24 protein-coding genes are annotated in these 25,035 nt (G+C 62.9%); 14 read left to right on the forward strand and 10 right to left on the reverse strand.

The window, feature by feature from the left end:
* Both tssI and KI235_RS17985 read left to right on the forward strand, forming a co-directional pair.
* Entirely contained in the window at positions 1 to 2,010 is a 2,010-nt protein-coding gene (tssI, locus tag KI235_RS17980) for a type VI secretion system tip protein VgrG (protein ID WP_212795206.1), read from the forward strand.
* Positions 2,011 to 2,023: 13 nt separating this feature from the next.
* Positions 2,024 to 2,566 carry a toxin-antitoxin system YwqK family antitoxin gene (locus KI235_RS17985; protein ID WP_003202816.1) on the forward strand — a complete coding sequence of 181 codons (543 nt, stop codon included), beginning with the start codon at positions 2,024 to 2,026 and terminating at the stop codon, positions 2,564 to 2,566.
* A 143-nt stretch (positions 2,567 to 2,709) separates the two neighbouring features.
* Here the strand turns inward: KI235_RS17985 and KI235_RS17990 are convergent, their stop codons facing one another.
* Entirely contained in the window at positions 2,710 to 3,105 is a 396-nt protein-coding gene (locus KI235_RS17990; protein ID WP_003202818.1) for a DUF4280 domain-containing protein, read from the reverse strand.
* 185 nt (positions 3,106 to 3,290) lie between these two features.
* On the opposite strand from KI235_RS17990, the gene KI235_RS17995 reads away from it, so the two are divergent.
* The 3 genes from KI235_RS17995 (at position 3,291) to KI235_RS18005 (ending at position 6,500) form a co-directional block, all read left to right on the forward strand.
* Positions 3,291 to 4,358, forward strand: a complete 1,068-nt coding sequence (locus tag KI235_RS17995; protein WP_003202820.1) for a phosphotransferase family protein — start codon at positions 3,291 to 3,293, stop codon at positions 4,356 to 4,358.
* A gap of 24 nt (positions 4,359 to 4,382) precedes the next feature.
* Positions 4,383 to 5,150 carry an SDR family oxidoreductase gene (locus KI235_RS18000; RefSeq protein WP_003180553.1) on the forward strand — a complete coding sequence of 256 codons (768 nt, stop codon included), beginning with the start codon at positions 4,383 to 4,385 and terminating at the stop codon, positions 5,148 to 5,150.
* 234 nt (positions 5,151 to 5,384) lie between these two features.
* Positions 5,385 to 6,500, forward strand: coding sequence for a Gfo/Idh/MocA family oxidoreductase (locus KI235_RS18005; RefSeq protein WP_003202822.1), 1,116 nt, complete (start codon positions 5,385 to 5,387; stop codon positions 6,498 to 6,500).
* Between the two features lie 165 nt (positions 6,501 to 6,665).
* On the opposite strand, the gene KI235_RS18010 is transcribed toward KI235_RS18005, so the two are convergent.
* Positions 6,666 to 8,108, reverse strand: coding sequence for an FAD/NAD(P)-binding protein (locus KI235_RS18010; RefSeq protein WP_003202824.1), 1,443 nt, complete (start codon positions 8,106 to 8,108; stop codon positions 6,666 to 6,668).
* Between the two features lie 15 nt (positions 8,109 to 8,123).
* Positions 8,124 to 8,687, reverse strand: a complete 564-nt coding sequence (locus KI235_RS18015) for an XRE family transcriptional regulator (protein WP_003202826.1) — start codon at positions 8,685 to 8,687, stop codon at positions 8,124 to 8,126.
* A gap of 12 nt (positions 8,688 to 8,699) precedes the next feature.
* Between KI235_RS18015 and KI235_RS18020 the strand changes: the two genes are divergently transcribed.
* The 7 genes from KI235_RS18020 to KI235_RS18050 all read left to right on the forward strand — a co-directional run bounded on the left by KI235_RS18020 (position 8,700) and on the right by KI235_RS18050 (position 16,050).
* Entirely contained in the window at positions 8,700 to 9,704 is a 1,005-nt protein-coding gene (locus KI235_RS18020) for a DMT family transporter (protein ID WP_212795875.1), read from the forward strand.
* 285 nt (positions 9,705 to 9,989) lie between these two features.
* A complete protein-coding gene (locus tag KI235_RS18025; protein ID WP_003202830.1) occupies positions 9,990 to 12,914 on the forward strand; it encodes a monovalent cation/H+ antiporter subunit A in 2,925 nt (974 codons plus the stop codon).
* The gene (locus KI235_RS18030; protein ID WP_003202835.1) at positions 12,914 to 13,258 is read left to right on the forward strand and encodes a Na+/H+ antiporter subunit C; all 345 of its coding nucleotides are present in this window, start codon (positions 12,914 to 12,916) and stop codon (positions 13,256 to 13,258) included. Before KI235_RS18025 ends, KI235_RS18030 begins: the two co-directional genes overlap by 1 nt.
* Positions 13,255 to 14,940: a monovalent cation/H+ antiporter subunit D gene (locus KI235_RS18035; RefSeq protein ID WP_003202838.1), complete on the forward strand. Its 1,686-nt coding sequence runs from the start codon at positions 13,255 to 13,257 to the stop codon at positions 14,938 to 14,940. Before KI235_RS18030 ends, KI235_RS18035 begins: the two co-directional genes overlap by 4 nt.
* On the forward strand, positions 14,937 to 15,425 hold the full coding sequence (locus tag KI235_RS18040; RefSeq protein WP_013693584.1) for a Na+/H+ antiporter subunit E: 489 nt from the start codon (positions 14,937 to 14,939) through the stop codon (positions 15,423 to 15,425). Before KI235_RS18035 ends, KI235_RS18040 begins: the two co-directional genes overlap by 4 nt.
* Entirely contained in the window at positions 15,422 to 15,700 is a 279-nt protein-coding gene (locus tag KI235_RS18045; protein WP_003202841.1) for a K+/H+ antiporter subunit F, read from the forward strand. The genes KI235_RS18040 and KI235_RS18045 overlap by 4 nt, the downstream gene beginning before the upstream one ends.
* A complete protein-coding gene (locus KI235_RS18050) occupies positions 15,697 to 16,050 on the forward strand; it encodes a Na+/H+ antiporter subunit G (RefSeq protein WP_003202843.1) in 354 nt (117 codons plus the stop codon). The genes KI235_RS18045 and KI235_RS18050 overlap by 4 nt, the downstream gene beginning before the upstream one ends.
* A gap of 134 nt (positions 16,051 to 16,184) precedes the next feature.
* Here the strand turns inward: KI235_RS18050 and KI235_RS18055 are convergent, their stop codons facing one another.
* The 3 genes from KI235_RS18055 to KI235_RS18065 form a co-directional block, all read right to left on the reverse strand.
* Positions 16,185 to 16,622 (reverse strand): DUF3995 domain-containing protein, encoded by a 438-nt coding sequence (locus KI235_RS18055; RefSeq protein ID WP_003202845.1) that lies wholly within the window; start codon positions 16,620 to 16,622, stop codon positions 16,185 to 16,187.
* 139 nt (positions 16,623 to 16,761) lie between these two features.
* Positions 16,762 to 17,772 (reverse strand): ABC transporter substrate-binding protein, encoded by a 1,011-nt coding sequence (locus KI235_RS18060; RefSeq protein ID WP_003202848.1) that lies wholly within the window; start codon positions 17,770 to 17,772, stop codon positions 16,762 to 16,764.
* A gap of 187 nt (positions 17,773 to 17,959) precedes the next feature.
* On the reverse strand, positions 17,960 to 18,409 hold the full coding sequence (locus tag KI235_RS18065) for a hypothetical protein (protein WP_003202850.1): 450 nt from the start codon (positions 18,407 to 18,409) through the stop codon (positions 17,960 to 17,962).
* 795 nt (positions 18,410 to 19,204) lie between these two features.
* Between KI235_RS18065 and KI235_RS18070 the strand changes: the two genes are divergently transcribed.
* Both KI235_RS18070 and KI235_RS18075 read left to right on the forward strand, forming a co-directional pair.
* Positions 19,205 to 19,435, forward strand: coding sequence for a hypothetical protein (locus KI235_RS18070; protein WP_003202853.1), 231 nt, complete (start codon positions 19,205 to 19,207; stop codon positions 19,433 to 19,435).
* An 87-nt stretch (positions 19,436 to 19,522) separates the two neighbouring features.
* Positions 19,523 to 19,759, forward strand: a complete 237-nt coding sequence (locus tag KI235_RS18075) for a DUF2789 family protein (protein ID WP_003202855.1) — start codon at positions 19,523 to 19,525, stop codon at positions 19,757 to 19,759.
* A gap of 133 nt (positions 19,760 to 19,892) precedes the next feature.
* Here the strand turns inward: KI235_RS18075 and KI235_RS18080 are convergent, their stop codons facing one another.
* The 4 genes from KI235_RS18080 to KI235_RS18095 all read right to left on the reverse strand — a co-directional run bounded on the left by KI235_RS18080 (position 19,893) and on the right by KI235_RS18095 (position 25,019).
* Entirely contained in the window at positions 19,893 to 21,497 is a 1,605-nt protein-coding gene (locus KI235_RS18080; protein ID WP_027911834.1) for a methyl-accepting chemotaxis protein, read from the reverse strand.
* A 179-nt stretch (positions 21,498 to 21,676) separates the two neighbouring features.
* Complete coding sequence (locus tag KI235_RS18085; RefSeq protein WP_003202859.1) at positions 21,677 to 22,081, reverse strand: TraR/DksA C4-type zinc finger protein; 405 nt, start codon at positions 22,079 to 22,081, stop codon at positions 21,677 to 21,679.
* Positions 22,082 to 22,408: 327 nt separating this feature from the next.
* A complete protein-coding gene (locus KI235_RS18090) occupies positions 22,409 to 23,431 on the reverse strand; it encodes an ABC transporter permease (protein WP_003202861.1) in 1,023 nt (340 codons plus the stop codon).
* A gap of 34 nt (positions 23,432 to 23,465) precedes the next feature.
* Positions 23,466 to 25,019, reverse strand: coding sequence for a sugar ABC transporter ATP-binding protein (locus tag KI235_RS18095; RefSeq protein WP_003202863.1), 1,554 nt, complete (start codon positions 25,017 to 25,019; stop codon positions 23,466 to 23,468).
* Positions 25,020 to 25,035 lie beyond the last annotated feature (16 nt).

Consider the following 25,035-nt stretch of genomic DNA (forward strand, 5'->3'; position numbering starts at 1 on the left):
ATGCCCCGCGCCACCGACAGCAACACCACCCTCTCCCTCACTGCCACCACGCTGGCGGCGTTGTACCCCGAATCGCTATCGGGCGAAGAAAGCCTCAACGCATTGGGCTCGCACATCCTCAACGGTATCAACGACGGCGCCTCGTTAACCCTCACCACCGCCGTTGCCAGTCACGTCACCACGACCCTGCACAAGGACGCGCTGCTGCGCCCGTTGGACTTGCTGGTCGCGGAAATCCGCCAGCTCCCCGCCGACGCCACCGCCGAGCGCTATCAACTCCTGCTCCGGCCCTGGCTCTGGTGGCTGAGCCTGGCCAGCAACAACCGCGTATTCCAGAACCTCTCCACCTCGGACATCGTCACCACGATTTTCAAGGCCCATGGTTTCACCGACTTCCAGCTCAAACTCACCGGCAGCTACACCCCGCGCGAATACTGCGTGCAATATGGCGAGACCGACCTGGCCTTCGTCTCGCGCCTGCTGGAAGAAGACGGGATCTTCTGGTTCTTCACCCATGAGGAAGGCACCCACACGCTGGTCCTGGCCGACAGCAACGACGCTTTCGCACCGATTCCCAACGGGCCGACGGTGAACTACCTCGGGCAGATAATCGGCGAGCGGGAACTGCATGGCATCCGCTCCGGGCAAGTGTGCCTGCAAGCGGTGGCCGGGGTTTACCAGGCAACCGACTATGAGTTCACCACGCCGACGACATCGCTCTACAGCCAGGCCGAAGCCGTGGCCGGGCCAAGCTCGATGTACGAACATCCCGGCGGCTACACCGCCAAGGCCCAGGGCGATGCGTTGACCAAGCAGCGGGTGGACGGCCTGCGCAGCCAGGAGAAACGTTTTGTCGGCGAAAGCGATTGCCGCTGGCTGGTGCCAGGGTATTGGTTCACCCTCGCCGGCCACGAAGACACGACGCTGAATATCGATTGGGTCGTGACCTCGGTCAGCCACGAAGCCAGCCACGACAGCTATCGCAACCGCTTCGAAGCGATCCCCAAGGCCACGGCCTATCGACCGCCCCGCGTCACGGCAAAACCGCGCATGCACACCCAGACGGCGCTGGTGGTGGGCAAGGCCGGCGAAGAAATCTGGACCGATGAATATGGCCGGATCAAATTGCAGTTCCCCTGGGACCGCACCGGCAAGAACGACGAGACCTCATCCTGTTGGGTCCGCGTGGTCTTGCCCTGGAGCGGCAAAGGCTTTGGCATGCAGTTCGTACCGCGCATCGGCCAGGAAGTCATCGTGACCTTCATCGACGGCGACCCGGACCGTCCCCTGGTCACCGGCTGCGTCTACAACGGCGACAACGCCCTGCCCTACGCACTGCCGGCGAACCAGACCCAGTCCGGGATCAAGACCAATTCGTCCAAGGGCGGCGGCGGTTTCAACGAGTTGCGTTTCGAAGACAAGAAGGACGCCGAAGAGGTGTTTCTCCAGGCCCAGAAAGACTTCAACATCAACGTGCTCAACGACACCACCGCCACCGTCGGCCACGACGAAACCCTCACGGTGCAGAACGCCCGCACCCGCACGGTGAAGGATGGCGACGAAACCGTGACCCTGGAGAAAGGCAAGCGCAGCGTGACCATCCAGACCGGCAGCGACAGCCTTGATGTGAAGGACACCCGCACCGTCACCGTGGGCTCGGACCAGACCCACAGCACCGGCGGCAACTACGAGCACAAGGTCACCGGCAATTACAGCCTGACGGTGGACGGCAACCTGACCATCAAGGTCAGCGGCACCCTGACCCTGCAAAGCGGCGGCAGCTTCGCGATCAAGAGCGGCGCCGACCTGGCCGCCCAGGCCAGCACGTCCATCAGCCAGAAAGCCGGCACAGCCCTGAGCAACCAGGCCGGTACCTCGCTGGAAAACAAGGCCGGCACCACCCTGACCAACGACGCCGGCATCAGCTTGGTGAACAAGGCCGCGGCCGAACAGACCGTGGACGGCGGCGGCATGCTGACCATCAAGGGCGGCCTGGTGAAGGTCAACTGACAGGAACCTACCAATGGCCTCGAAAAAACTCGACCTGGAACGTGGCGACAGCCAACTGAGCGGGCAACTGGTCGATGGCCAGCTCGACGGCCCGCTGCAAATCGAAGAAGCCCAACGCCCGCAAGCAAAACTCAACTACAGCCAAGGTGAACTGCAAGGCACCAGCACCCTGTACCACCCCAATGGCAAGGTCTCGGCGGTATTGCCGTTCGTGAAGGGCAAGTTGCAGGGTGTGGCGAGTTTCTATGCGGCCGAAGGTGGGTTGCAACGCCAGGCCACGTACCGCCGCGGGTTGCTACACGGTGAGGCGAACAACTACTTCCCCAACGGGCAACTGGCCGAAGCCGAGGTCTATCGCGACGGCGTGCGCGACGGCCGCTATCGCCGCCTGCACCCCAACGGCAACCCGGCGGTCGAAGCCCGCTACCTCAACGGCCAACTGCTGGAGCCAGCCCAGGCCTACGCCGAAGACGGCCGGCCACTGGACGCCGAAGGCAAGCCAATCTCCCGGGTGCGCTGGTGGTTCAGGCGCTGGAATGATCCGGCGCAGGCATAACGATTGTCTTGCCTCTCCCCCCTGTGGGAGCGAGCTTGCTCGCGATGACGCCGGCACATCCAACATCACCACAAACTGACCCACCGCTATCGCGAGCAAGCTCGCTCCCACAGGGGTCTGTGCAATGCCTGCAAGATTGCCGATCAGGGGATGAGCATCTGCACCTGCCCTGGCACAACGATCTTGATCACCCCGGCCCAGGTGCACATCAAGGTGCTGTTGGCATCGATGGCCGGCATGTTGCCCAGCAACAGGGTCGGGGCGCCGCCGGGGATCCATGGGGCCGCAGTGGCCGGGATGCATGGCATGGGAGTCAGCACGCCGAGTGCCGCAGCGGTGGCGGCGGCCACGGTCGGGTTCGCCAGGCTCATGCACATGCCGAACGTGGTGATGTTCACCAGCGGGATGTGATCCATGATGTTCGCCGCCGGCATCCCGCCAGTCAGCAGGCGATTGACCGGCAGCACATTGAGCACCGCCGGGGCAGCGCCGAAGCTGCATTGCAAGGTCGCGGTGCCACAGACTTGCGGGCATCCCATCGCGATGACTCCCTGAAAGCGACAGACCTCACAACCATAGCTCGCCCATGGCCGTCGTGCATCAGGCCCGCTGATTATCCTGCAACACGCTAACCTATAAGACCCTGGCGTGCTTGTGACGCCTCCCGCGCGCCATTAGATTAGCCAATGATCGATGGCCTCCAAAATAAGCAGAAGGGATAAGCATGGCGTTTACTGATCAGTCCACCCGCGTGCGCGACGGTGAAGAACTCGATGCCAACCTGATCGACCCGTACCTCAAGGCCCACATTCCCGGCCTGACCGGCGTGCCGCAGATCAGCCAGTTTCCCGGTGGCGCGTCGAACCTGACCTACCTGCTGGAATACCCCGAGCAGGAATTCGTCCTGCGCCGTCCGCCGTTCGGCCACAAGGCCAAGTCCGCCCACGACATGGGCCGTGAGTTCCGCATCCTCAATCAATTGCGCGAAGGTTTCCCGTACTGCCCCAAAGCCTACGTGCACTGCACCGACGAGTCAGTGATGGGCGCCGAGTTCTATGTGATGGAACGGGTCAAGGGCATCATCCTGCGCTCCGACCTGCCGCCGGAACTGGGTTTCGACGCCGCCCGCACCGAAGCGCTGTGCAAGAGCTTCATCGACCGGCTCGTCGAGCTGCACCGTGTCGACTACAACGCTTGCGGCCTGGCCGACCTGGGCAAGCCCGAAGGCTACGTGGCCCGACAGATCCGCGGCTGGAGCGACCGCTACGAAAAAGCCCTGACGCCCGATGCGCCGAAGTGGGAAGCGGTCAAGGCCTGGCTCAACGACAAGATGCCGGCCGACCACCCCACTTCGAGCATCGTCCACAACGACTACCGCTTCGACAACGTGATCCTCGACCCGGAGAACCCGATGCAGATCATCGGCGTACTGGACTGGGAACTGACCACCATCGGCGATCCGTTGATGGATCTGGGCAACAGCCTCGCCTACTGGATCGAAGCCGCAGACCCGGCCCCCGTCCAACTGATGCGCCGTCAGCCAAGCCATGCCCCTGGCATGCTGACCCGCCGCGAGTTCGTCGATTACTACGCCGAGCGCGCCGGGATCCGCATCGACAACTTCGACTTCTATTACACCTACGGGCTGTTCCGCCTGGCCGGCATCGTCCAGCAGATCTACTACCGCTTCTTCCACGGCCAGACCCAGGACAAACGCTTCGCGCAGTTCGTTCAGATGAACAAACTGCTGGAGCAGATGAGCCTGCAGGTCATCAGCAAATCCACGCTCTGAGCGCACCTATAACAAGGAAACAGCATGTCCAAGACCCAGTTGTTCGACCTCGACGGTAAAATCGCTTTCGTTTCCGGCGCCAGCCGCGGCATCGGCGAGGCCATCGCCAAACTGCTGGCCCAGCAAGGCGCCCATGTGATCGTTTCCAGTCGCAAGCTCGACGGTTGCCAGCACGTGGCCGACGCCATCATCGCCGCTGGCGGCAAGGCCACCGCCATCGCCTGCCACATCGGTGAAATGGAGCAGATCAGCCAGGTATTCGCAGGTATCCGCGAACAGTTCGGGCGCTTGGACATCCTGGTCAACAACGCCGCCACCAACCCGCAATTCTGCAACGTCCTGGACACCGACCTGGGTGCGTTCCAGAAAACCGTGGACGTGAACATTCGCGGCTACTTCTTCATGTCGGTGGAAGCCGGCAAGCTGATGCGCGAGAACGGCGGCGGCAGCATCATCAACGTGGCGTCGATCAACGGCATCTCGCCGGGGATCTTCCAGGGCATCTACTCGGTGACCAAGGCTGCGGTGATCAACATGACCAAGGTCTTCGCCAAGGAATGCGCGCAGTTCGGCATCCGCTGCAACGCCCTGCTGCCGGGCCTGACCGACACCAAGTTCGCCTCGGCACTGGTCAAGAACGACGCCATCCTGAAGACCGCCCTGGCGCAGATTCCCCTCAAGCGCGTGGCCGACCCAAGCGAAATGGCCGGCGCGGTGTTGTACCTGGCCAGCGATGCGTCGAGCTACACCACGGGTGTGGCGTTGAATGTGGATGGTGGTTTCCTGTCCTGACAGTGAGCGCCATGGCAGACCTGTGAGAAACCCTGTGGGAGCGAGCTTGCTCGCGATAGCGGTGGGTCAGCCAGTACTTGTGCGACTGATGCGGCGCTATCGCGAGCAAGCTCGCTCCCACAGGGACTATGGTGATCACACAGAAAATGAATATTTATTCCAATATTTGCAATTAGAGAATATTTATTCCATAAATAGCCCTCCTGAAAATAACAATTCAAAGGGCTCTTCATCATGCGTGAACTCGGCATCGGTCTGATTGGCACCGGCTTCATGGGCCGTGCCCATGCCTTGGCGTTCCACAATGCCAAGGCGGTGTTCGACCTTCCCCTGAACCTGAAGCTGGCGGCCCTGGCCGACGCCGATCCGCAGCGTGCCCGGCAATGCGCCCACAGTTGGGGGTTCGAGACGGCCCACAGCGACTGGCAACAACTGATCGACGACCCGAAGGTCAACCTGATCGCCATCACCACGCCCAACCACCTGCACTTCCCCATGGCCATGGCAGCGTTGGCGGCGGGCAAGCCGGTCTATTGTGAAAAGCCCCTGGCGGTGTCCCTGGAGCAGGCCGAGCAGATGCGCCAGGCGGCCAAGGCGGCCGGGGTGGTGACGAGGGTCGGCTACAACTACCAGCACAACCCGATCATTCAACAGGCGCGGGACATGATCCAGCGCGGCGAACTGGGACAGATCATCAGTTTCCAGGGCGAATTCAGCGAAGACTTCATGGCCGACCCCGCCTCGCCGTGGTCATGGCGCTGCGAAGCGGCCCACGCCGGCGGCGCATTGGCGGACCTGGGCAGCCACTTGCTGGCCATGGCCCGGCATTTGTTGGGCGATGTCGAGGCGGTGTGCGCCGACAGCCAGACCGTTCACCACCAACGCCCTGCCAGCGCGGGCAATGCCGAACAACGCGCCATCGCGGTGGATGACCAGGTCCACGGGCTGCTGCGTTTCGCCAACGGCGCCCGGGGCACGGTGAGCAGCAGTTGGCTCAAGCACGGCTACAAGAACCACCTGGGTTTCGAGATCAGCGGCACCCTCGGCACCTTGGCGTTCGATCAGGAACGACTGAATGAACTGCGCCTGTGTCGCGTTGGCCAGCCAGGTTTCCAGCGCCTGCTGGCCGGTCCGGATTTGCCGGGTTATGCCGCGTTCAGCCCGGCGGCCGGGCACCAGTTGGGGTACAACGAATTGAAGACCCTGGAGGTGCATGAACTGGTGATGACCCTAGCAGGCGAAGGCGGCAGCGGGACGGACTTCGAAGAGGCCTGGGAAGTGGAGCGGCTGGCGGCGGCGATTCGTGTGGCGGCGCGGGAGGAGCGTTGGGTCAAGGTCAGCGAGCAATGACCTGCTGAGCAAACCGCTCATAACGATCGTTCCCACCTGTGGGAGCAAGGCTTGCCCACGATGAAGATGACGCGGTCTCCCTGGGAACCGAGGCGCCTGCACCGCGAGCAAGCTTTGCTCCCACGCAGCGGGGATAAATCCCCTCGCCACAGGGAGTGTCCAACTTCAATCTTGGGTTTGCAGTTCAACCAAACGCACGGCCAACGCCTTCGCCTGGCTCGCCACATCGGTCACGGCGGTGCTTTCCCACCACATCCCCCGCAGTGGCGGGCCCATGGCGAACAGGCGCTCGGCAGGCTCGCCTTGGACGTCCAGCACCGCGCCATCGGCACGCGCGGCGATGCCCAGGGCCAGCGGCCCGGGCTGGATCAGCCCCTGGGCCAGCAACTGTTGCGGCAACGGCCGTGCAACCCGGCGCCAGTCATATTCGATGCCGCTGGAGTTGATCAGCGCCGCGCCCTGCACCACCGTCAGCCCGGTCTCGCCCCGGCGGCGGATGGTAATACCCAGCGTGCCCTCGGCAGAGGACGCCAATCCCTTGAACGACGCCGCATGGATCCGCAATCGCCCTTCTTCGTGCAGACGCGCCACCAGTTCGGCGCTCAGCGGTGGCGAACGATGATGATGGCTCTCCCACCACGGCCGTACATGCCGGACGAACTGCCGGCGTTGTACATCGCTGGCCTGGTTCCACAAACGCCCGATGTGAGCACGCACCGTGTCCAGCGGCGCCTGCCAATCGATGCCTTGGGCCTGGGCCTGACGGCATTGCTCGCGCAGGGCTCGCATCAATTGGCGTGGTGACCGCAGGCTGTGATCGTCGGCGAGGAAATCCACCCAGGCGGGTGGCTGGCGGCGCACATGGGGCAGCAGGCCATGGCGGGAAAAGACTTCGATAGGCCCACGGTGCCCGGCCTGCTCCAGGGACACGACGGCATCGACCATGGTCAACCCCGAACCGATGATCAGCACTGTGGACTGCTGATCGAGCTGGCGCATCGCAGCCACATCCCAAGGGTCCAGGGCCGCGGCATTCAAGCCGCTGGATTCGGTTTGCGGGGTGCGTGCCGCCGGGAACATGCCGGTGGCCAGCACCGCGAAACGCCCGCGCAACAACTGGCCGTCATCCAGCGTGAGCATTACGGCATCGTCGACAACCCGCAAGTCCACGGCCTCGCCGCGCACGTGCTCGGCGGTCGAACCGTTTTGCGCGCCTATCTCGCGAGCCTCGGCCAGCCGTTGTTGCACATAGAGGCCAAACATCCCCCGAGGCGGGAACAATTCGCTGATCGGCACGTGCTGTTGATCCGCCTCGGGCCAGCCGCCGGCCTCGATGAACGCGGTGAGCCATTGGGTCAGGTCATCGGCGTTGTCCGGGTCGACGCTCATGCGCGCGGCGTTGCCGTTCAAGGTATGGCCAAGTTCCACCGCACTATAGGCCTCGCCCCGGCCCAGTTCGCTGCGCGGCTCGACGATCAGCACTTCGCGACGGCCCGGCAAGCGCAGCAATTGTGCCGCCAGCATGGCACCGCTCAGGCCGCCCCCGATGATCAGGATATCGGCCTCCCGGGTGATGCCCTGCTCATGTCGCTCCAGCGCTGTGTCCATACCGCTCTCCAGGAATCAAATCACCACGTTGCGTACGAATCTCGCCGCCACCGGGCCATCGTTGCGATAGGCATGGGGCTGGTTGCTGGCAAACATGAAAAACTCACCGGCACCAATCCGGCGTTCCTCGCTGCCCAACAGCAGGGTCAGGCAGCCCTCGAATACGTAGAGTTGCTCGCTCCAACCGTCGGCGTCGGGCTCTGAAGGGTAATACTCGCCGGGCTCCAGGCGCCACTCCCAGAGTTCCACCTCGCGGCTGGCGGTGGCCTTGGCGAGCAATACGGCTTTGCTGCCGGCAATGGTCCCGGCCCAGGCCAATTCGTTGATGCGACTCGGGTCGCGGGCGTCGGGGGCCTGGATCAAGTCGCTGAAGGCCACGTCCAGGGCTTCGGCGACCCGGTCCAGGGTGGTCAGGCTAACGTTCTTTTCGCCCGCCTCGATGGCCACCAGCATTCGCCGGCTGACCCCCGACAGCTCGGCGAGCGCCGTCTGGCTGAGCTCGGCGGCATGCCGCAGACGACGGACGTTCTGGCTGACGTGTTGCAGGACGGACGCCCGCTGGCCGGATTCTTTGTGCACTATATTGCTCACATGGCTGGGTTGCGCATTATACTGCCCAACTTCGGGCGCATTGTGCGTCCGCCTCAAGTGGCGCGCAAGGTCATGGCATCGGTGAATTCCCCGCAAGCTTCCCCCCGTTTCTCAAGGTTCAGCAAGGCCGAATGCGTGCTGGTGCTGATTACCATGATCTGGGGTGGGACTTTCCTGCTGGTGCAACACGCCATGACGGTCAGTGGGCCAATGTTTTTCGTCGGCCTGCGCTTTGCCGCTGCGGCCGCGTTTGTCGCGCTGTTCTCCTGGCGGCACCTGCGGGACCTGACGCTGTTCGAACTCAAGGCCGGCTGCTTCATCGGCGTGGCGATCATGCTCGGCTACGGTTTGCAGACCGTCGGGCTGCAAAGCATCCCCAGCAGCCAGTCGGCGTTCATCACCGCGTTATACGTGCCATTCGTGCCCTTGCTGCAATGGCTGGTGCTGGGCCGTCGACCTGGCTTGATGCCCAGCCTCGGCATCATGCTGGCGTTCACCGGGCTGATGCTGGTGTCGGGCCCGGCCGGGGCCTCGCTGAATTTCAGCCCCGGTGAAATCGCCACGTTGATCAGCGCCATCGCAATCGCCGCCGAGATCATCCTGATCAGCGCCTATGCCGGCCAGGTCGATGTGCGCCGGGTGACCGTGGTGCAACTGGCAAGCACCGCCGTGCTGGCCTTCCTGATGGTGGTGCCGACCCAGGAAAAGATCCCGGATTTTTCCATGTTACTGCTGGTCAGCGCCGTGGGCCTGGGCGCCGCGAGCGCAGCGATCCAGGTGGCGATGAACTGGGCACAGAAAAGCGTGTCGCCGACCCGCGCCACGCTGATCTATGCCGGCGAGCCGGTGTGGGCCGGCATCGCCGGGCGCCTGGCGGGCGAGCGGCTGCCGGCGATTGCCTTGTTCGGCGCGGCACTGATCGTGGCGGCGGTGATTGTCAGTGAGCTGAAGACACGGAGCAAAGGTAGCGTCGAGGTGGAGGAAGTGCTTGAGCGCGAACAGTGAGGCCGGGGGGCGTTTGAACCTGTGTAGGAGCTGTCGAGTGCAACGAGGCTGCGATCTTTCCCCAGACACTTGAGTCTCAAGCGAAAAATCAAAGATCAACAGATCTCAGCCTTCGACAGTTCCTACACAAGCCCAGCGGGAGCAAGCTCCCTCGCCACGGGTGATGTGTAGGGCGCAAAGTAAGAAAACTCCACCTCCCTTGTAGGATTCTGCGACACCCTCACGGTTGGTGATCGGGAATACGCCACGTATGATCCCTCACAACCTCCCGCCGAATAGAAGCCTATGTCACTGATAGTTCTATTGCTTTTGCCCTTCATCGGCAGCTGTGTCGCGGCGCTGCTGCCGCATAACGCCCGTAACGCCGAATCACTGCTGGCCGGCCTCGTCGCCCTGGCCGGCACGGTTCAGGTGGCCTTGCTGTACCCGCAGATCGCCGACGGCGGCGTGATCCGCGAGCACTACACCTGGTTGCCCAGCCTGGGCCTGGATTTCGTATTGCGCCTGGACGGGTTCGCCTGGCTGTTTTCGTTGCTGGTGCTGGGCATCGGCACGCTGGTGTCGCTGTATGCTCGCTACTACATGTCGCCGGATGATCCGGTGCCGCGCTTCTTCGCGTTTTTCCTGGCATTCATGGGCGCCATGCTCGGGCTGGTGATCTCCGGCAACCTGATCCAGATGGTGTTTTTCTGGGAACTGACCAGCCTGTTCTCGTTCCTGCTGATCGGTTACTGGCACCACCGCGCCGACGCTCGACGCGGTGCCTACATGGCGTTGATGGTGACCGGGGCTGGCGGGCTTTGCCTGTTGGCCGGGGTGATGCTGCTCGGCCATGTGGTGGGCAGCTATGAGCTGGACAAGGTCCTCGCCGCTGGCGACCTGATCCGTGCCCATGCCCTCTACCCCATCCTGTTGCCGCTGATCCTGATCGGCGCCTTGAGCAAAAGCGCTCAGTTTCCGTTCCACTTCTGGCTGCCCCATGCCATGGCAGCCCCCACGCCGGTGTCGGCGTATCTGCACTCGGCGACCATGGTCAAGGCCGGGGTGTTCCTGTTGGCGCGGTTATGGCCGTCGCTGTCGGGCAGTGAAGAATGGTTCTACATCGTCGGCGGCGCGGGGGCCTGTACGTTGCTGCTTGGCGCCTACTGCGCGATGTTCCAGAACGACCTCAAGGGCCTGCTGGCCTACTCCACCATCAGCCACCTCGGGCTGATCACCCTGCTGCTGGGCCTGAACAGTCCACTGGCGGCCGTGGCGGCGGTGTTTCATATCCTCAACCACGCCACCTTCAAGGCGTCGCTGTTCATGGCCGCCGGGATCATCGACCACGAAAGCGGCACCCGCGACATTCGCAAGCTCAGCGGCCTGGTACGGCTGATTCCGTTCACCGCGACCCTGGCCATGGTCGCCAGCGCGGCGATGGCCGGGGTGCCGTTGCTCAACGGTTTCCTGTCCAAGGAAATGTTCTTCGCCGAGACCGTGTTCATTTCCGCCACGGCCTGGGTCGAACTGGCGCTGCCGATCATCGCCACCATCGCCGGGACCTTCAGCGTCGCCTACTCCTTGCGGTTCACCGTGGATGTGTTCTTCGGCCCCACCGCCACCGACCTGCCCCATACCCCTCACGAACCACCGCGCTGGATGCGCGCGCCAGTGGAGTTGCTGGTGTTCACCTGCCTGTTGGTGGGGATTTTTCCGGCCCAGGTGGTCGGCTCGCTGCTCGCGGCCGCCGCGTTGCCGGTGGTGGGCGGCACGCTGCCCGACTACAGCCTGGCGATCTGGCACGGCCTGAATGCACCGATGATCATGAGCCTGGTGGCCATGTCCGGCGGCATCGTCCTGTACCTGCTGCTGCGCAATCAGTTCCGGCAAGGGCACATCAAGCACCCGCCGCTCATTGGCCGACTCAGCGGCAAGCGCCTGTTCGAACGTTGCCTGGTGCTGATGATGCGCCAGGGCCGGCGCCTGGAACGACGGATCAGCACCCGCCGCCTGCAGGCCCAGTTGTTCTGGCTGGTCCTCGCTGCGGTGCTCGCCGGGCTGATCCCGATGCTGCACAGCACGCTGGTCTGGGGCGACCGGCCGAAGATCCCCGGCTCCATCGTCTTCGTCACCCTGTGGCTGCTGGCGATCGCCTGTGCCCTGGGCGCGGCCTGGCAGGCCAAGTACCACCGGCTCGCGGCCCTGACCATGGTCAGCGTCTGCGGCCTGATGACCTGCGTGACCTTCGTCTGGTTCTCCGCCCCCGACCTGGCCTTGACGCAGCTGGTGGTGGAAGTGGTCACCACCGTGCTGATCCTGCTGGGCCTGCGCTGGCTGCCACGGCGGATCGAGGACGTCTCGCCGCTGCCCAACAGCGAGCGGCGCGCGCGCATCCGGCGCCTGCGGGACTTGCTGCTGTCCAGCGCCGTCGGCGGCGGCATGGCGCTGTTGTCCTATGCGATGCTCACGCGCCAGACGCCCAACGACATTTCTTCGTTCTACTTGAGCCGGGCCCTGCCCGAAGGCGGCGGCAGCAATGTGGTGAACGTGATGCTGGTGGACTTCCGCGGCTTCGACACCCTCGGGGAAATCACCGTGCTGGTGGCGGTGGCCCTGGCGGTGTTCGCCCTGCTGCGACGTTTCCGCCCGCCAAAGGAAAGCATGCAGCTGCCGGCACAACAACGCCTGCTGGCGCCGGACGTGGTCACCGACCTGGTCAACCCGCGCCATGCCAGCGACACCGCATTGGGTTTCATGATGGTGCCGTCGGTGCTGGTGCGCCTGCTGCTGCCGATCGCCCTGGTGGTGTCGTTCTACCTGTTCATGCGTGGCCACAATCAACCCGGTGGCGGCTTCGTGGCCGGGTTGGTGATGTCGGTGGCGTTCATCCTGCAGTACATGGTTGCCGGCACCCAGTGGGTCGAGGCGCAAATGAGCCTGCGACCGCTGCGCTGGATGGGCACCGGGCTGTTGTTCGCCACCGCCACGGGCCTGGGGGCGATGGCCGTGGGTTATCCGTTCCTGACCACCCACACCTGGCATTTTGAATTACCGCTGCTGGGTGATCTCCATGTGGCCAGCGCGCTGTTTTTCGACATCGGCGTGTACGCCGTGGTGGTCGGCTCCACCCTGCTGATCCTCACCGCCCTGGCGCACCAATCGGTACGGGCCCATAAGCCTGGCCTGCAAGCCAAACCCGTCGCCCCCGTCAAAGGAGCCACCGCCTGATGGAAGAAGTCATCGCAATCGCAATCGGTGTACTGGCCGCCTCCGGTGTCTGGCTGGTATTGCGGCCACGGACCTTCCAGGTGGTCATGGGCCTGTGCCTGCTGTCCTACGGCGTCAACCTGTTCATCTTCAGCATGGGCAGCCTGTTCATCGGCAAGGAGCCGATCATCAAGGACGGCGTGCCCCAGGACCTGCTGCACTACACCGACCCGCTGCCCCAGGCGCTGGTGCTGACCGCCATCGTGATCAGCTTCGCCATGACCGCGCTGTTCCTGGTGGTGCTGCTGGCGTCCCGGGGCCTGACCGGCACCGACCATGTGGACGGTCGGGAGCCCAAGGAATGATATTGACGCCCCATCTGATCGCCGCGCCCATCCTGCTGCCGCTGCTGACCGCTGCGTTGATGCTGATGCTGGGCGAGAAACACCGCCCGCTCAAGGCACGGATCAATCTGCTTTCCAGCCTGCTGGGCCTGGGCATCGCCGTGCTGTTGCTGTACTGGACCCAGGACCAGGCCCTGCCCGCGTCCATTGGTGTGTACCTGCCCGGCAACTGGCAGGCGCCGTTCGGCATTGTCCTGGTGGTCGATCGCCTGTCGGCGCTGATGCTGGTGCTGACCGGCATCATCGGCGTCAGCGCCCTGCTCTTCGCCATGGCCCGCTGGGACCGCGCCGGGGCGAGTTTCCATGCGCTGTTCCAGATCCAGTTGATGGGCCTCTACGGGGCCTTCCTGACGGCGGACCTGTTCAACCTGTTCGTGTTCTTCGAAGTGCTGCTGGCGGCCTCCTACGGTTTGATGCTGCACGGTTCGGGTCGGGCGCGGGTGTCGTCGGGCCTGCATTACATTTCCATCAATCTGCTGGCCTCGTCGTTGTTCCTGATCGGCGCTGCGCTGATCTATGGCGTCACCGGCACGTTGAACATGGCCGACCTGGCCCTGAAAATCCCGCTGGTGCCGGAGGCCGACCGCGGCTTGCTGCACGCCGGCGCAGGCATCCTTGCGGTGGCGTTCCTGGCCAAGGCCGGCATGTGGCCGCTGAACTTCTGGCTGGTGCCGGCCTACAGTGCCGCCAGCGCACCGGTGGCGGCGCTGTTTGCGATCATGACCAAGGTCGGCGTCTACACGATCCTGCGCCTGTGGACGTTGCTGTTCTCCGGCCAGGCCGGCGCCTCGGCGTATTTCGGCGCCGACTGGTTGGTCTACGGCGGCATGGCGACCATCGTCTGCGCCGCCATCGCCATTCTGGCGGCCCAACGCCTGGAGCGCATGGCGAGCCTGAGCATCCTGGTCTCGGCCGGGATCCTGTTGTCGGCCATCGGCTTCGCCCAACCCAACCTGGTGGGCGCGGCGCTGTTTTACCTGGTGAGTTCGACCCTGGCGCTCTGCGCGCTGTTCTTGCTGGCCGAGCTGATCGAACGTTCGCGCTCAGCCAATGAACTGTCCCTGGACGACGACTTCGACACGTTGCCGCGACCGCTGGAATCCTTGCAGCCGCCCAAGGGCATCAACCTCGATGACGAGCAGAAAGCCGTGGTCGGGCAGGTGATTCCCTGGACCATGGCCTTCCTTGGCTTGAGCTTTATCTTCTGTGCGCTGTTGATTATCGGCATGCCGCCGCTGTCGGGGTTCATCGGCAAGCTGAGCCTGCTGAGCGCCTTGCTCAATCCCCAAGGCTTCGGAGCCAGCGGCGGGGAGTCGGTATCAAACCAGGCGTGGGGCCTGTTGGCCTTGCTGATCCTCTCTGGGCTGGCCTCGCTGATTGCCTTTTCACGCCTGGGCATCCAACGTTTCTGGACGCCCCAGGAACGCCCATCGCCGTTGCTGCGGCCGTTCGAATGCCTGCCGATCATCCTTTTGCTGGGCCTGGGCATCGCCCTGACTTTCAAGGCCGAGCCGTTGCTGCGCTACACCCAATCCGCTGCCGATGCGCTGAACAACCCGGAACATTATGTGATGTCGGTACTCGCCACCCGCGCCGTGCCCAACCCAGAGACCCGCGCCGCCTTGTCAGAGGTGCAGCCATGAAGCGCCTGTTTCCCGCCCCGTGGTTGTCCCTGGCGCTGTGGTTGCTGTGGCTGGTGTTGAACGTGTCCGTCAGCGCCGGCCATCTGCTGCTCGGCGCTGCGCTAGGCTTCCTGGCCCCGTTGCTGATGCGCCCGTTGCGCCCACGGCCCATCCGTATCCGCCGACCGTGGGTGGTGTTGCGCTTGTTCCTGCTGGTGGGCCGTGATGTGCTGGTGTCCAACGTGGCGGTGGCCTGGGGTGTGCTCAACGCTGGCCGCCGCCCGCCTCGCTCGCGGTTCATCAAGGTGCCGCTGGACCTGCACGACGCCAACGGCCTGGCCGCGCTGTCGATGATCACCACGGTGATTCCGGGGACGGTCTGGTCGGAACTGGCCCTGGACCGCAGCATCCTGCTGATGCATGTATTCGATCTGCAAGACGAGGCGTCATTCATCGCGCATTTCAAGGCCACCTACGAGCGCCCGTTGATGGAGATTTTCCAATGAGCCCCTTGCTGTCCAATGCGATCCTGTTGAGCCTGTTCCTGTTCTCCCTGGCGATGGTGTTGACCCTGTGGCGGCTGTTCAAGGGCCCTTCGGCCCAGGACCGGGTATTGGCCCTGGACTACCTGTACATCGTGGCGATGCTGATGATGCTGGTGCTGGGCATCCGTTACGCCAGTGACACCTACTTCGAGGCGGCCCTGCTGATCGCCCTGTTCGGCTTTGTCGGCTCGTTTGCCCTGGCCAAGTTCCTGCTGCGTGGCGAGGTGATCGAATGACCGGCGAACTGTCGATGTGGGTGGAAATCCCGGTGGCGATCCTGCTGGTGCTCGGCAGCCTCTTCGCCCTGGCCGGGGCAATCGGCCTGGTGCGGTTGAAGGATTACTTCCAGCGCATGCACCCTCCGGCCCTGGCATCCACACTGGGCGCCTGGTGCGTGGCACTGGCTTCGATCGTGTATTTTTCGGCGCTCAAATCCGGGCCGGTGTTGCACGCCTGGCTGATACCGATCCTGTTGTCCATCACCGTCCCGGTGACCACCCTGCTGCTAGCCCGAGCGGCGTTGTTCCGCAAGCGCATGGCTGGGGATGATGTGCCGGCGGAAGTGAGCAGTCGCCGAAACGACTGACAGATACGTTGATCGTTCCCACGCTCCGCGTGGGAATGCATCCCGTGACACTCTGCGTCACCTTCCAGAAGCGGAACGCGGAGCGTCCCTGGCGACGTTCCCACGCAGGAGCGTGGGAACGATCGATATGAAACTCAGGTCCACGCCACCGTCAGCAACCCGGCCCCAAGCACCACGCACAGCGGCGAATAGACCCAGGTGTCGAGCCTGGCGAAGGTCGAGCCCTTGACCTCCTTGAAGAAACCCACCAGCTCCGACTCGCCAATGGCCCGGGCGAACATCAGCAAGGCGATCGCGCTGATCAGCCACTGCAACGCCCGATGGGTGACCGGCTGCGCCAGCAGGCCGACCCGCAGGCACACCAGCAGCGCCACCATCAGCAGTGCCAGGGCCACCAGCAAGGTCAGCCAGCCCGAAGGATCGAACGCCGGTCGCAACGCCTCCCCCTGCTTCACCGGCACCTGAGGCACCACTGCCTTGGTCGCCCACCGCCCACCCAGGGCCCAATACATATGAATCAAGCTGATGGTCGCAAACACTGCGACCAGCGACCGAGCCAATAAAAGCGTCATTCGCCAGCCTCCTGAAAAAGGTTGAACAATCATCCTAGCTTGAATTTGGCATTTCGCTGGACGGGCGTAGGTTGCCAGTTTCCAGCGAATGACTCATTGCCCAGGATCAAGAGTTCAACCTGCCGGCACGCGCGCTGCCCTACAGACCGGCGGAGACCTTGTCCGCCACCTCCTTGGGCAGCCAGGCCTGCCAGACCTGCGGATGCGCCTTGAGGAACGCCTCGGCGGCTTCGCGGGGTGGCGTGCGCTTCTCGCTCATGTCGGCCAGGGCCTTGTTCAACGGTTCGATGGGCAAATCGACCTTGCTGAAGAACTCGGCAATATCCGGGTATTGCTTCTGGAACGGCGCGGACACGCCAATCGACAGTTTCGAGGCCAGTGAACGGGTGGGCTTCGGGTTGGGGTTATCGGCGTCGGTCAGGGTTTTCCAGGCCTCGGCATCGAACGGTGGCTCTTGCAACTGCACCAGCTTGAAGCGCCCGAGCAGTGGCGTGGGCGACCAGTAATAAAACAGGATCGGCTTGCCCCGGCGGATCGTCGAACTGATTTCCGCATCCAGCGCCGCCCCCGAACCGCTGCGAAAATTCACGTAGCTGTCAGACAAGCCGTACGCCTTGAGCTTCTGTTTGTTGACCACCTCGGAGGTCCAGCCAATGGGGCTGTTGAGGAAGCGGCCCTTGTCGGGGCTCTCCGGATCCTTGAACACATGCTTGTAGCGCGCCAGGTCTTCGACGCTGCGAAGGTCCGGCGCCAGGGGCTTGATGCCCTTGGCCGGGTCGCCCTTGATGACGTACTCGGGCACCCACCAACCTTCCGTCGCGCCTTTGACCGTATCGCCCAAGGCGACCACCTTGCCCTCGGCCTCGGCCTTGACCCACACCGGGCTGCGGCCGGCCCACTCCTCGCCGATCACCTGGATGTCGTTATTGGCCAGGGCGGTTTCCAGGGTAATGGTGGTGCCCGGCAATGTGTCGGTCTGCAACCCGTAGCCTTTTTCGACGATGATCCGCAGGATATCGGTGATCAGGCTGCCACTTTCCCAGTTCAAGTCGGCAAAGTGGATCGGCGCTGTGGCGGCCGACGCCGGAAGGGGTGAAACCAACACCGCGAAGGTGGCCCAGGCAGCCAGCCACTGTCGAACTCGTTTCATGCTTTGCACCTCATGCCAGATACAGCAATAGCTGAACGGCCCTGCGTAACCGAACGCAAGCCCTGAATAGTTCAGTCAATTGACTGTAGCCGAGGTTCCAGCGAGATCTTGCGAAACTGTCAGCGGTTTGGGCGCACAGCCCCCCGCAAGCCCGATGCCTACGCGCTTTTCAGCGGTCCGGAAGCGATCACTCGCTGGCCTTGAAGGTCACCAGTTCGCCCTTGCGCCACTTGGCGGCCTTGGCGGTGACCGCCTTCAGGGTCTTGGTCAAGCCTTCTTGCAGTTGTTCGTTGGCCGCAAACACGGTCACCACGCTGTGGCCTTCCTTGAACAGGATTGCCTGACCACCGGGGGTCGTGACGAAGGCGTAATCGCCAAGGCCATAGACCGTCAGCTTGATTTCGCGAAAGCGGATTTCAAACTTGCCACCTTCGCGGCTGGGCAACACCGCTGCGCGAAAATGATCACCGACCTTGAGTTCGAGCCTGGGCTTGTCATCGACCACCAGGGCCGACTCGGTGTCGATTTCGGCGACATAAATACCTTCGGCGGTCTGCTCGGTGATGTAGACGAAACGTGACTGGAAGAGTTTGACCAGTTTTGCCCGCAGGTCACCAAGTACGAATAACGCATGCATGTCGAGATTACTTACTGCCAAGGAAACATCCCCATTTTTGAAAAAGGCCCGCCCTGCACAAAGGACGGACCACGAGAACCCGTGCCGACTGTAGTGTCGTAATGGACCTGTAATTGAAATTCGAAGTGAACGGCGCGCCCTGTCCCGGGCCGAGAGCAGACTAAAGGTTGCCGCTCTCGCCGTCTTTCCCGGGGGGTCGCCAGAGGCTGAAGGAAAAAGCCACTCTGAGCATCGGAAAAGATGGGACTACTAACTTTAGGGAAATTTCTCACTTAAAAAAGCATTTTTCTGACATCAAGCCCAAAAAAAATTGCTTTAGATAGGCGCAGCCGTCCACACGACACTGCCGATTCTAGAGCAGCCGAAGGCGTGGAGACTACTCGAAGTACTCGGCAATTCGTCGGTAAACCATAGAAAAGGAATTCACATGGCCACTTTCACAACCCTGCCCCACCCCTTTCCACCTTGCATTGTCGATACAGCTGACAGCTTCGACGGGGTCGATTGCCTGCCTATTTCGTTGATACAGCCGCGTTATCGGGTGGTTTTGGCCGGTAAGTGTTTTTTTCACATTGAGGAAACATCGACCGGACGTGTAAGAGGCTTCCGAACCGATCATAACGAAGCCTGCTACTTGGCCAGGCGTCTCGAAAGCAGCGCCTGAGCTCATCTATGCCCGTCCATGACTTAACTCAGCCGTCGACGGGCAACTGCTGCCATACTGCCCGCCCAGCGAAGCCGTCGCCCATCGACGGATCGCGCACCCATAGCATGACTTCGAGGAGAAGGCGCGACGTGACGGAATTTGATATCGGCGAATTTTTTATCCGGGGCGAAGCCAGAGAAGTCGAAGGCGAGTTCCAGGCCGTCATCGTTATGCGCGCCAAGCCACCCTTGACTACCGTCAGTTGCCACCAGGTGGAGAAGGATCGCTGGTTCAAGACCGCGGAGATCGCTGCCGAGGCTGCCAGGGAAGCCGCCAAGGCGTTGAAGGCCGCCGTGGATGAAGGGGCCCTGAAAGCCTGAGCCCGATCGAACTCCTGATGACCGCTTGCCTCAGATAAAGGGAAGCACCGAGGCGCCACGACGGCGCCCCGCCAAAAGGAGACTCCCATGGAACAACCTTCCCACGAACTCAAGACCCTGTTCGACCAACTGGGCCTGCCCTCCGACGACAAGGCCATCGACGATTTCATCATCGCCCACCCGCTGGCCCCGGAGATCAAGCTGGTGGAGGCCGATTTCTGGTCGGACCAGCAAAAAGACCTGCTCCGGGAATGGCTGCTCGCCGACGGCGAAGAGGCGGTGCTGGTGGATCAGTTGAACGTGCGTCTGCACGACGGCAAGTAGCCTCAAGAGCCACCACCGCTTTTTGTGGCGAGGGGGATTTACCTGTGGGAGCAAAGCTTGCTCGCGATGCAGACGACGCGGTTTTCCAGGGAACCGAGGCGCCTGCATCGCGAGCAAGCTTTGCTCCCACAGCCTAGCGCGGCTTCTCGGGTTTGTAGCCCAGGCGCAAACCACCCCAATGACGTCCCTTGAGCATGATCGGAACCGAGAGATCGTGCATCAACTCCCCCGTATCGCGGGTGTAGGTCTGGAGCAGTACAGGTTGCTGGTGGCTGCCGCAGCGGATCCCGGTGCGGTCGGAGAACTTGCGCTTGGTGCGGTTATTCAGCGTGTCCACCTGGGGATCGCCGGTCAGCGGCTGGCTGAAGACCTTGTTATGGGTCGGCACGTAGCCCTGCTGGGTGCAGGCAATCGCAAACACCAGGCCCTCATGCCGGGCAAGCAAGGGCTCCTGGATCGCTGGCAGTACCTGGTCGGTGTAGCGGTCGAAGCGGGTCTGGAATTTGGCTGGCTGGGTATTGGGGATCGGCTGATAGTTGCGGTCGAACAGGTCCTCCAGGCTGACACGGCCCTGGTCGATATCGGCTTCGAACTGCGCAGCGATCTGGCTCGCCCCTTCCCGTGCCAGGTCGTAGACCCGTTGGTGATAATCGTCGAGGCCCACCTCGGCCAGGCGTTCGCTGATGGTTTCGGCCTGACCTTCCATTTGCACGGCCGCCTCGGCCAGGCGCTGGGTCTGCTGGTCGCTGATGGACAGATCGCCGCGCATCTGCTCGATGGCGTGGAACAGGCTGTCGAGTTGTTCGCGATTGGTGTCGGTGCCTTCGGCGATGGCGCTGACCTGGGTTTCGACGCCGGCGGCGAGCCGGGCGATGTTTTCCAGATGCTGGCCGGTATGCTCGACCTGCTGCACGCCAATGTCCAGGTCAGCGGCCAGTTGACGAATCTGCTCCACCACCTGGGCGGTGCGCTGCTGGATGTCGGCCACCATCACCCCGACCTCGCCGGTCGCCGCAGCCGTGCGCCCGGCCAGGCCACGAACCTCATCGGCCACCACCGCGAACCCACGGCCATGCTCTCCGGCCCGCGCCGCCTCGATGGCCGCGTTCAGCGCCAGCAGGTTGGTCTGGCTGGCGATCGACTGGATCACCAGGCTGACCCGCTGGATTTCATCGCTGCGCACACTCAAGGCCTCGATCAACTCGCGGCTGTCGTTTGCGCGCTGGCTGAGCTGGTGCATGCGGCTGATGGACTCCACCAGCTCGCTGCGCCCGGCCAGGCTGCTGCGATGGGCCTCGCTGGCGGCGCTCAGGGCTTGCTGGCTGAGTTGCGAAGTGGCTTGCTCGGTGGCGATCATCGATTCGGCATTGCTGACGATCTGCGCCGCCGCGTCGAGTTGGGACTGGACCTTGCCGGCCAGTTGCTTGACCGAATAGGCGACACCGGCCGCTGACAGCGCGTTATGGCTGGTGGTGTAGGACAGGTCGCGGGTCAGCTCGGCCAGTGTGTCGGTCGCGAGTGCGGGCGCCGCGGCCACGCGCGAACGCAGGCGCGGCAACCAGACGATGAGCATGACCAGCGGCAGGCCCAGGTACAGCGACCAGCCGCCCAGGGCCATGCCGCACAACAGCAATGCCAGGGCGAGACTCTGCAAGGTCGGCGTCAGCCAGCGCGCCGTGCTTTTTGTCTCAGGTACCGAGGCCGGCACCGCACCCGTCAGCGTTCCGTCTGTCGCCATGTTCGTCACCCACATTCTCGTTGTTATAACCGCATTAAACGCCACTACAGAGCCATTATCCATGGTCCATTAGTCGCGTTCTTGCAGCAGATCAACGGGATTAGACGAACGAGCACGGGCGAAAGCAAAAGATCGCGGCCTTCGTCAAAAGGTCGCGATCTTTTTTTGGAAAACCCGAATCAGGCCTGACGCTGGTGCTTGTCGATCTGTTCGTGACGTTCCTGGGCTTCGATGCAGTACTTGGTGGTCGGGCTGATCAGCAGGCGCTTGAGGCCGATCGGCTCGCCGCTGTCGTCGCACCAGCCGAAGCTGTCGTCGTTGATACGGTCCAGGGCCTGCTCCAACTGTGGCAGCATCCGCTGGTCGCGATCGATGGCGTTGACCAGCCAGGTACGCTCTTCTTCTACGGAAGCAGCGTCCGCCGGGTCAGCCGGGGTATCCAGGCTCTCAATGGCGATTCGGTTCTGTTCGATGCGCTCGTGGGTTTCGACTTTCATGTTCTGCAACAGCTTGGTGAAGAAAGCCAGCTGCTCGGCATTCATGTAGTCATCCGCCGGCATGGCCAGCAACTTTTCCTTTGTCATTGATATCTCTATAAAAAAACGTGCATTAAGGCGAATTATGGAGCGTCCCGCAGCGCAGCTGCCACGCTCATCAGGAAGGCGCCGCCGATTCCAAGCGCCACCCGGCACTCAATTTACGAGGGGCGGCAGTCTAAGGCCGAGTCGAGGCCTCAGCAACTGAAAACATAGGGAAAATGTCCGACAACCCCTTCAAATGTTCTCTGACAGGCTTTTGGCAGTCATCGGAGTGCGTTTATAACAAGAAATTCGGTGCAATAGCTGTATTAAGAAGACAAATGGCAACGCCACGCGGGTCAGGCGTGGCGCTTTGTCACAACTTCCCGGGGCTCAGCGCTTGAGCTTGCGCTTGTTGCGGTACTGGTCGATGACCACCGCCACCACGATGATCAGCCCTTTGATGATGTCCTGGATGTAGGCATCGACACCGACAAAGGTGAAACCGCTGGCCATCACCCCAAGGATCAGCGCCCCGATCACGGTGCCGGTGATGCGCCCCACCCCGCCCGCCAGGCTGGTGCCGCCGATCACGGCCGCGGCAATCGCGTCCAGTTCATAGGACATGCCCATGCCCGCCTGCCCCGTCGCCGCCCGCGCCGAGGCCACCACGCCGGCCAACCCCGCCAGCAACCCGGCAATGCTGTAGACGATCACCAGGTGGCGCTTGACGTTGATGCCTGATGTGCGTGCCGCCTGCATGTTGCCGCCGATGGCGTAGGTGTACTTGCCATACTTGGTGTAGCGCAGGGCGATGTGAAAGATCACCGCCACCACCAGGAAGATGATCACCGGCATCGCCCCATGCCCGATGGCGGTATAGGAATCGGACAGCATGCTCACCGGTTGGCCTTCGGTGTAGTAGCGCGCCAGGCCACGGGCCGAGACCATCATGCCGAGGGTGGCAATGAACGGCGGAATACCGGTAACGGCGATGATGCTGCCGTTGATTGCCCCGGCCAGCAGCCCTACGCCGAGCCCCGCCACCACCGGTATCCACACCGGCAAATCCGTCAAGGAGGGAAACACCGCCCGGGCGAAGTCAGAAGTCTGGGCCAGACTGGCGGCAATCATCGCCGACAGCGCCAGCACCGAGCCGGACGACAGGTCGATACCGGTGGTGATGATCACCTGGGTCACGCCGATGGCCAGCAGGCCGATGATCGACACTTGCAGGATCATCAGCACCAGGCGCTGGGAGTTCATCAGGAAACTCTGGTCGCGCATGATCCAGCCGAACATTTCGAACACCAGGCCGATGCCGATCAGCACCAGGAAGATACTCAGTTCCGTCGGCAGTCGCCGGCGCGCCCTGGCCGGTGCGGCCGCGGGTTTGTTTTCCAGTATCGCGTTCATAACCATTCACCTTTTTTATCTGGACTGACGGGCATCAGGACAGGCCTGAAGCCAATTGCATGACTCGTTCCTGGGTCGCTTCGCTGCGGTCGAGGGTGCCCATCAGGTCGCCTTCGTGCATCACCATGACCCGGTCGCTCATGCCCAGTACTTCCGGCAGCTCCGAGGAAATCATGATCACCGCCATGCCTTCGCTGGCGAGGTAGGAAATCAGCCGGTAGATCTCGGCCTTGGCACCGACATCGATGCCACGGGTCGGCTCGTCGAGGATCAGGATGCGCGGGTTGGTCATCAGCCAGCGGGCCAGCAACGCTTTCTGCTGGTTGCCGCCAGACAAGGTATCGATGCACTGTTCCAGCGACGGGGTCTTGACCCGCAGCTTCTTGCACATGTCCTCACACAAGGCGCGCAGGGCTTTCTGCTGGATGAAGCCGTTGCCCACGTAATGGGGCAGCACGGCCATCTCCATGTTTTCCAGCACCGACAGGCACGGGAACAGGCCACTGAGCTTGCGGTCCTCGGTCAACAGCGCGAAGCCTTTCTCGATGGCCATGTGCGGGTCGCTGATGCGCACCGGTTGGCCGTCCAGCAGGATTTCGCCGCCGGTACTCGGGGTCACGCCGAAAATCGCCTCGGCCACGTTGGTCCGGCCCGAGCCCATCAACCCGGCGATGCCCAGGATCTCCCCGGCATGCAGGTCGAAGGACACGCCTTTGAAGATGCCGTCCAGGCTCAGGTCGCGCACCGACAGCACCAAATCGCCGATGGGTTGCTCCCGTACCGGGAACAACTGGCTCAGTTCGCGCCCGACCATCATCGAAATCAGGCTGTCACCGTCCATGCTGTCGGCCCGTTGCAGGCCGATGTAGGCACCGTCGCGAAACACCGCCACTTCATCGGCGATGGCAAACACCTCGTTCATTTTGTGGGTGATGTAGATGATGCCCTTACCCTGGGACTTGAGGTCGGCAATGATCGAGAACAGGTGGGCGACTTCGGTCTCGGTAATGGCCGAGGTCGGCTCGTCCATGATCAGGATGTCGGAGTCGTAGGACACGGCCTTGGCAATCTCCACCATCTGCCGCTCGGCGATGCTCAGGTTGCCGACCTGCTCCTCGGGGTCGAGCTTGATGCGCAGGCGCTCCAACAGGCGGGCGGTGCAGCGATGCATCTCGCCATGGTCGACCATGTGCAGGCCGTTGAGCTGCTCGCGACCGATCCAGATGTTTTCGGCGATGCTCATGTGGGGCATCAGGTTCAGTTCCTGATGGATCATCGCGATGCCGGCCTGCAAGGCCGCCAGCGGCGTGTCGAACGTCACCGGCTTGCCGCGCAGGCGCAGTTCGCCGGCGTCCGGCTGGTAGATACCGGCGATGATTTTCATCAAGGTGGATTTGCCCGCGCCATTCTCGCCCATCAGGGCCAGCACGGAACCGGGGCGTACCCGCAGTTGTACATCGGACAGGGCCACCACGCCGGGAAAGCCTTTGCTGACATTGACGACTTCCAGCAGATACGGTTCATCAGGTATTGCGTCCGGCCGGAAAGTCATCGCCGGGGCGCTCGAAGCAGTCGCTGAAGCGAACATGATCAGGTACTCCCTC

This window comes from Pseudomonas sp. St386, assembly GCF_018325865.1.
Lineage (GTDB): Bacteria > Pseudomonadota > Gammaproteobacteria > Pseudomonadales > Pseudomonadaceae > Aquipseudomonas > Aquipseudomonas brassicacearum.

What these genes read in the sequence shown, in the direction of transcription:
- tssI (WP_212795206.1), top strand. Translation starts at nt 1, where the DNA reads ATGCCCCGCGCCACCGACAGCAACACCACCCTCTCCCTCACTGCCACC.
- KI235_RS17985 (WP_003202816.1), top strand. Translation starts at nt 2,024, where the DNA reads ATGGCCTCGAAAAAACTCGACCTGGAACGTGGCGACAGCCAACTGAGC.
- KI235_RS17990 (WP_003202818.1), bottom strand. Translation starts at nt 3,105, where the DNA reads ATGGGATGCCCGCAAGTCTGTGGCACCGCGACCTTGCAATGCAGCTTC.
- KI235_RS17995 (WP_003202820.1), top strand. Translation starts at nt 3,291, where the DNA reads ATGGCGTTTACTGATCAGTCCACCCGCGTGCGCGACGGTGAAGAACTC.
- KI235_RS18000 (WP_003180553.1), top strand. Translation starts at nt 4,383, where the DNA reads ATGTCCAAGACCCAGTTGTTCGACCTCGACGGTAAAATCGCTTTCGTT.
- KI235_RS18005 (WP_003202822.1), top strand. Translation starts at nt 5,385, where the DNA reads ATGCGTGAACTCGGCATCGGTCTGATTGGCACCGGCTTCATGGGCCGT.
- KI235_RS18010 (WP_003202824.1), bottom strand. Translation starts at nt 8,108, where the DNA reads ATGGACACAGCGCTGGAGCGACATGAGCAGGGCATCACCCGGGAGGCC.
- KI235_RS18020 (WP_212795875.1), top strand. Translation starts at nt 8,700, where the DNA reads ATGGCTGGGTTGCGCATTATACTGCCCAACTTCGGGCGCATTGTGCGT.
- KI235_RS18025 (WP_003202830.1), top strand. Translation starts at nt 9,990, where the DNA reads ATGTCACTGATAGTTCTATTGCTTTTGCCCTTCATCGGCAGCTGTGTC.
- KI235_RS18030 (WP_003202835.1), top strand. Translation starts at nt 12,914, where the DNA reads ATGGAAGAAGTCATCGCAATCGCAATCGGTGTACTGGCCGCCTCCGGT.
- KI235_RS18035 (WP_003202838.1), top strand. Translation starts at nt 13,255, where the DNA reads ATGATATTGACGCCCCATCTGATCGCCGCGCCCATCCTGCTGCCGCTG.
- KI235_RS18040 (WP_013693584.1), top strand. Translation starts at nt 14,937, where the DNA reads ATGAAGCGCCTGTTTCCCGCCCCGTGGTTGTCCCTGGCGCTGTGGTTG.
- KI235_RS18045 (WP_003202841.1), top strand. Translation starts at nt 15,422, where the DNA reads ATGAGCCCCTTGCTGTCCAATGCGATCCTGTTGAGCCTGTTCCTGTTC.
- KI235_RS18050 (WP_003202843.1), top strand. Translation starts at nt 15,697, where the DNA reads ATGACCGGCGAACTGTCGATGTGGGTGGAAATCCCGGTGGCGATCCTG.
- KI235_RS18055 (WP_003202845.1), bottom strand. Translation starts at nt 16,622, where the DNA reads ATGACGCTTTTATTGGCTCGGTCGCTGGTCGCAGTGTTTGCGACCATC.
- KI235_RS18060 (WP_003202848.1), bottom strand. Translation starts at nt 17,772, where the DNA reads ATGAAACGAGTTCGACAGTGGCTGGCTGCCTGGGCCACCTTCGCGGTG.
- KI235_RS18065 (WP_003202850.1), bottom strand. Translation starts at nt 18,409, where the DNA reads ATGCATGCGTTATTCGTACTTGGTGACCTGCGGGCAAAACTGGTCAAA.
- KI235_RS18075 (WP_003202855.1), top strand. Translation starts at nt 19,523, where the DNA reads ATGGAACAACCTTCCCACGAACTCAAGACCCTGTTCGACCAACTGGGC.
- KI235_RS18080 (WP_027911834.1), bottom strand. Translation starts at nt 21,497, where the DNA reads ATGGCGACAGACGGAACGCTGACGGGTGCGGTGCCGGCCTCGGTACCT.
- KI235_RS18085 (WP_003202859.1), bottom strand. Translation starts at nt 22,081, where the DNA reads ATGACAAAGGAAAAGTTGCTGGCCATGCCGGCGGATGACTACATGAAT.
- KI235_RS18090 (WP_003202861.1), bottom strand. Translation starts at nt 23,431, where the DNA reads ATGAACGCGATACTGGAAAACAAACCCGCGGCCGCACCGGCCAGGGCG.
- KI235_RS18095 (WP_003202863.1), bottom strand. Translation starts at nt 25,019, where the DNA reads ATGTTCGCTTCAGCGACTGCTTCGAGCGCCCCGGCGATGACTTTCCGG.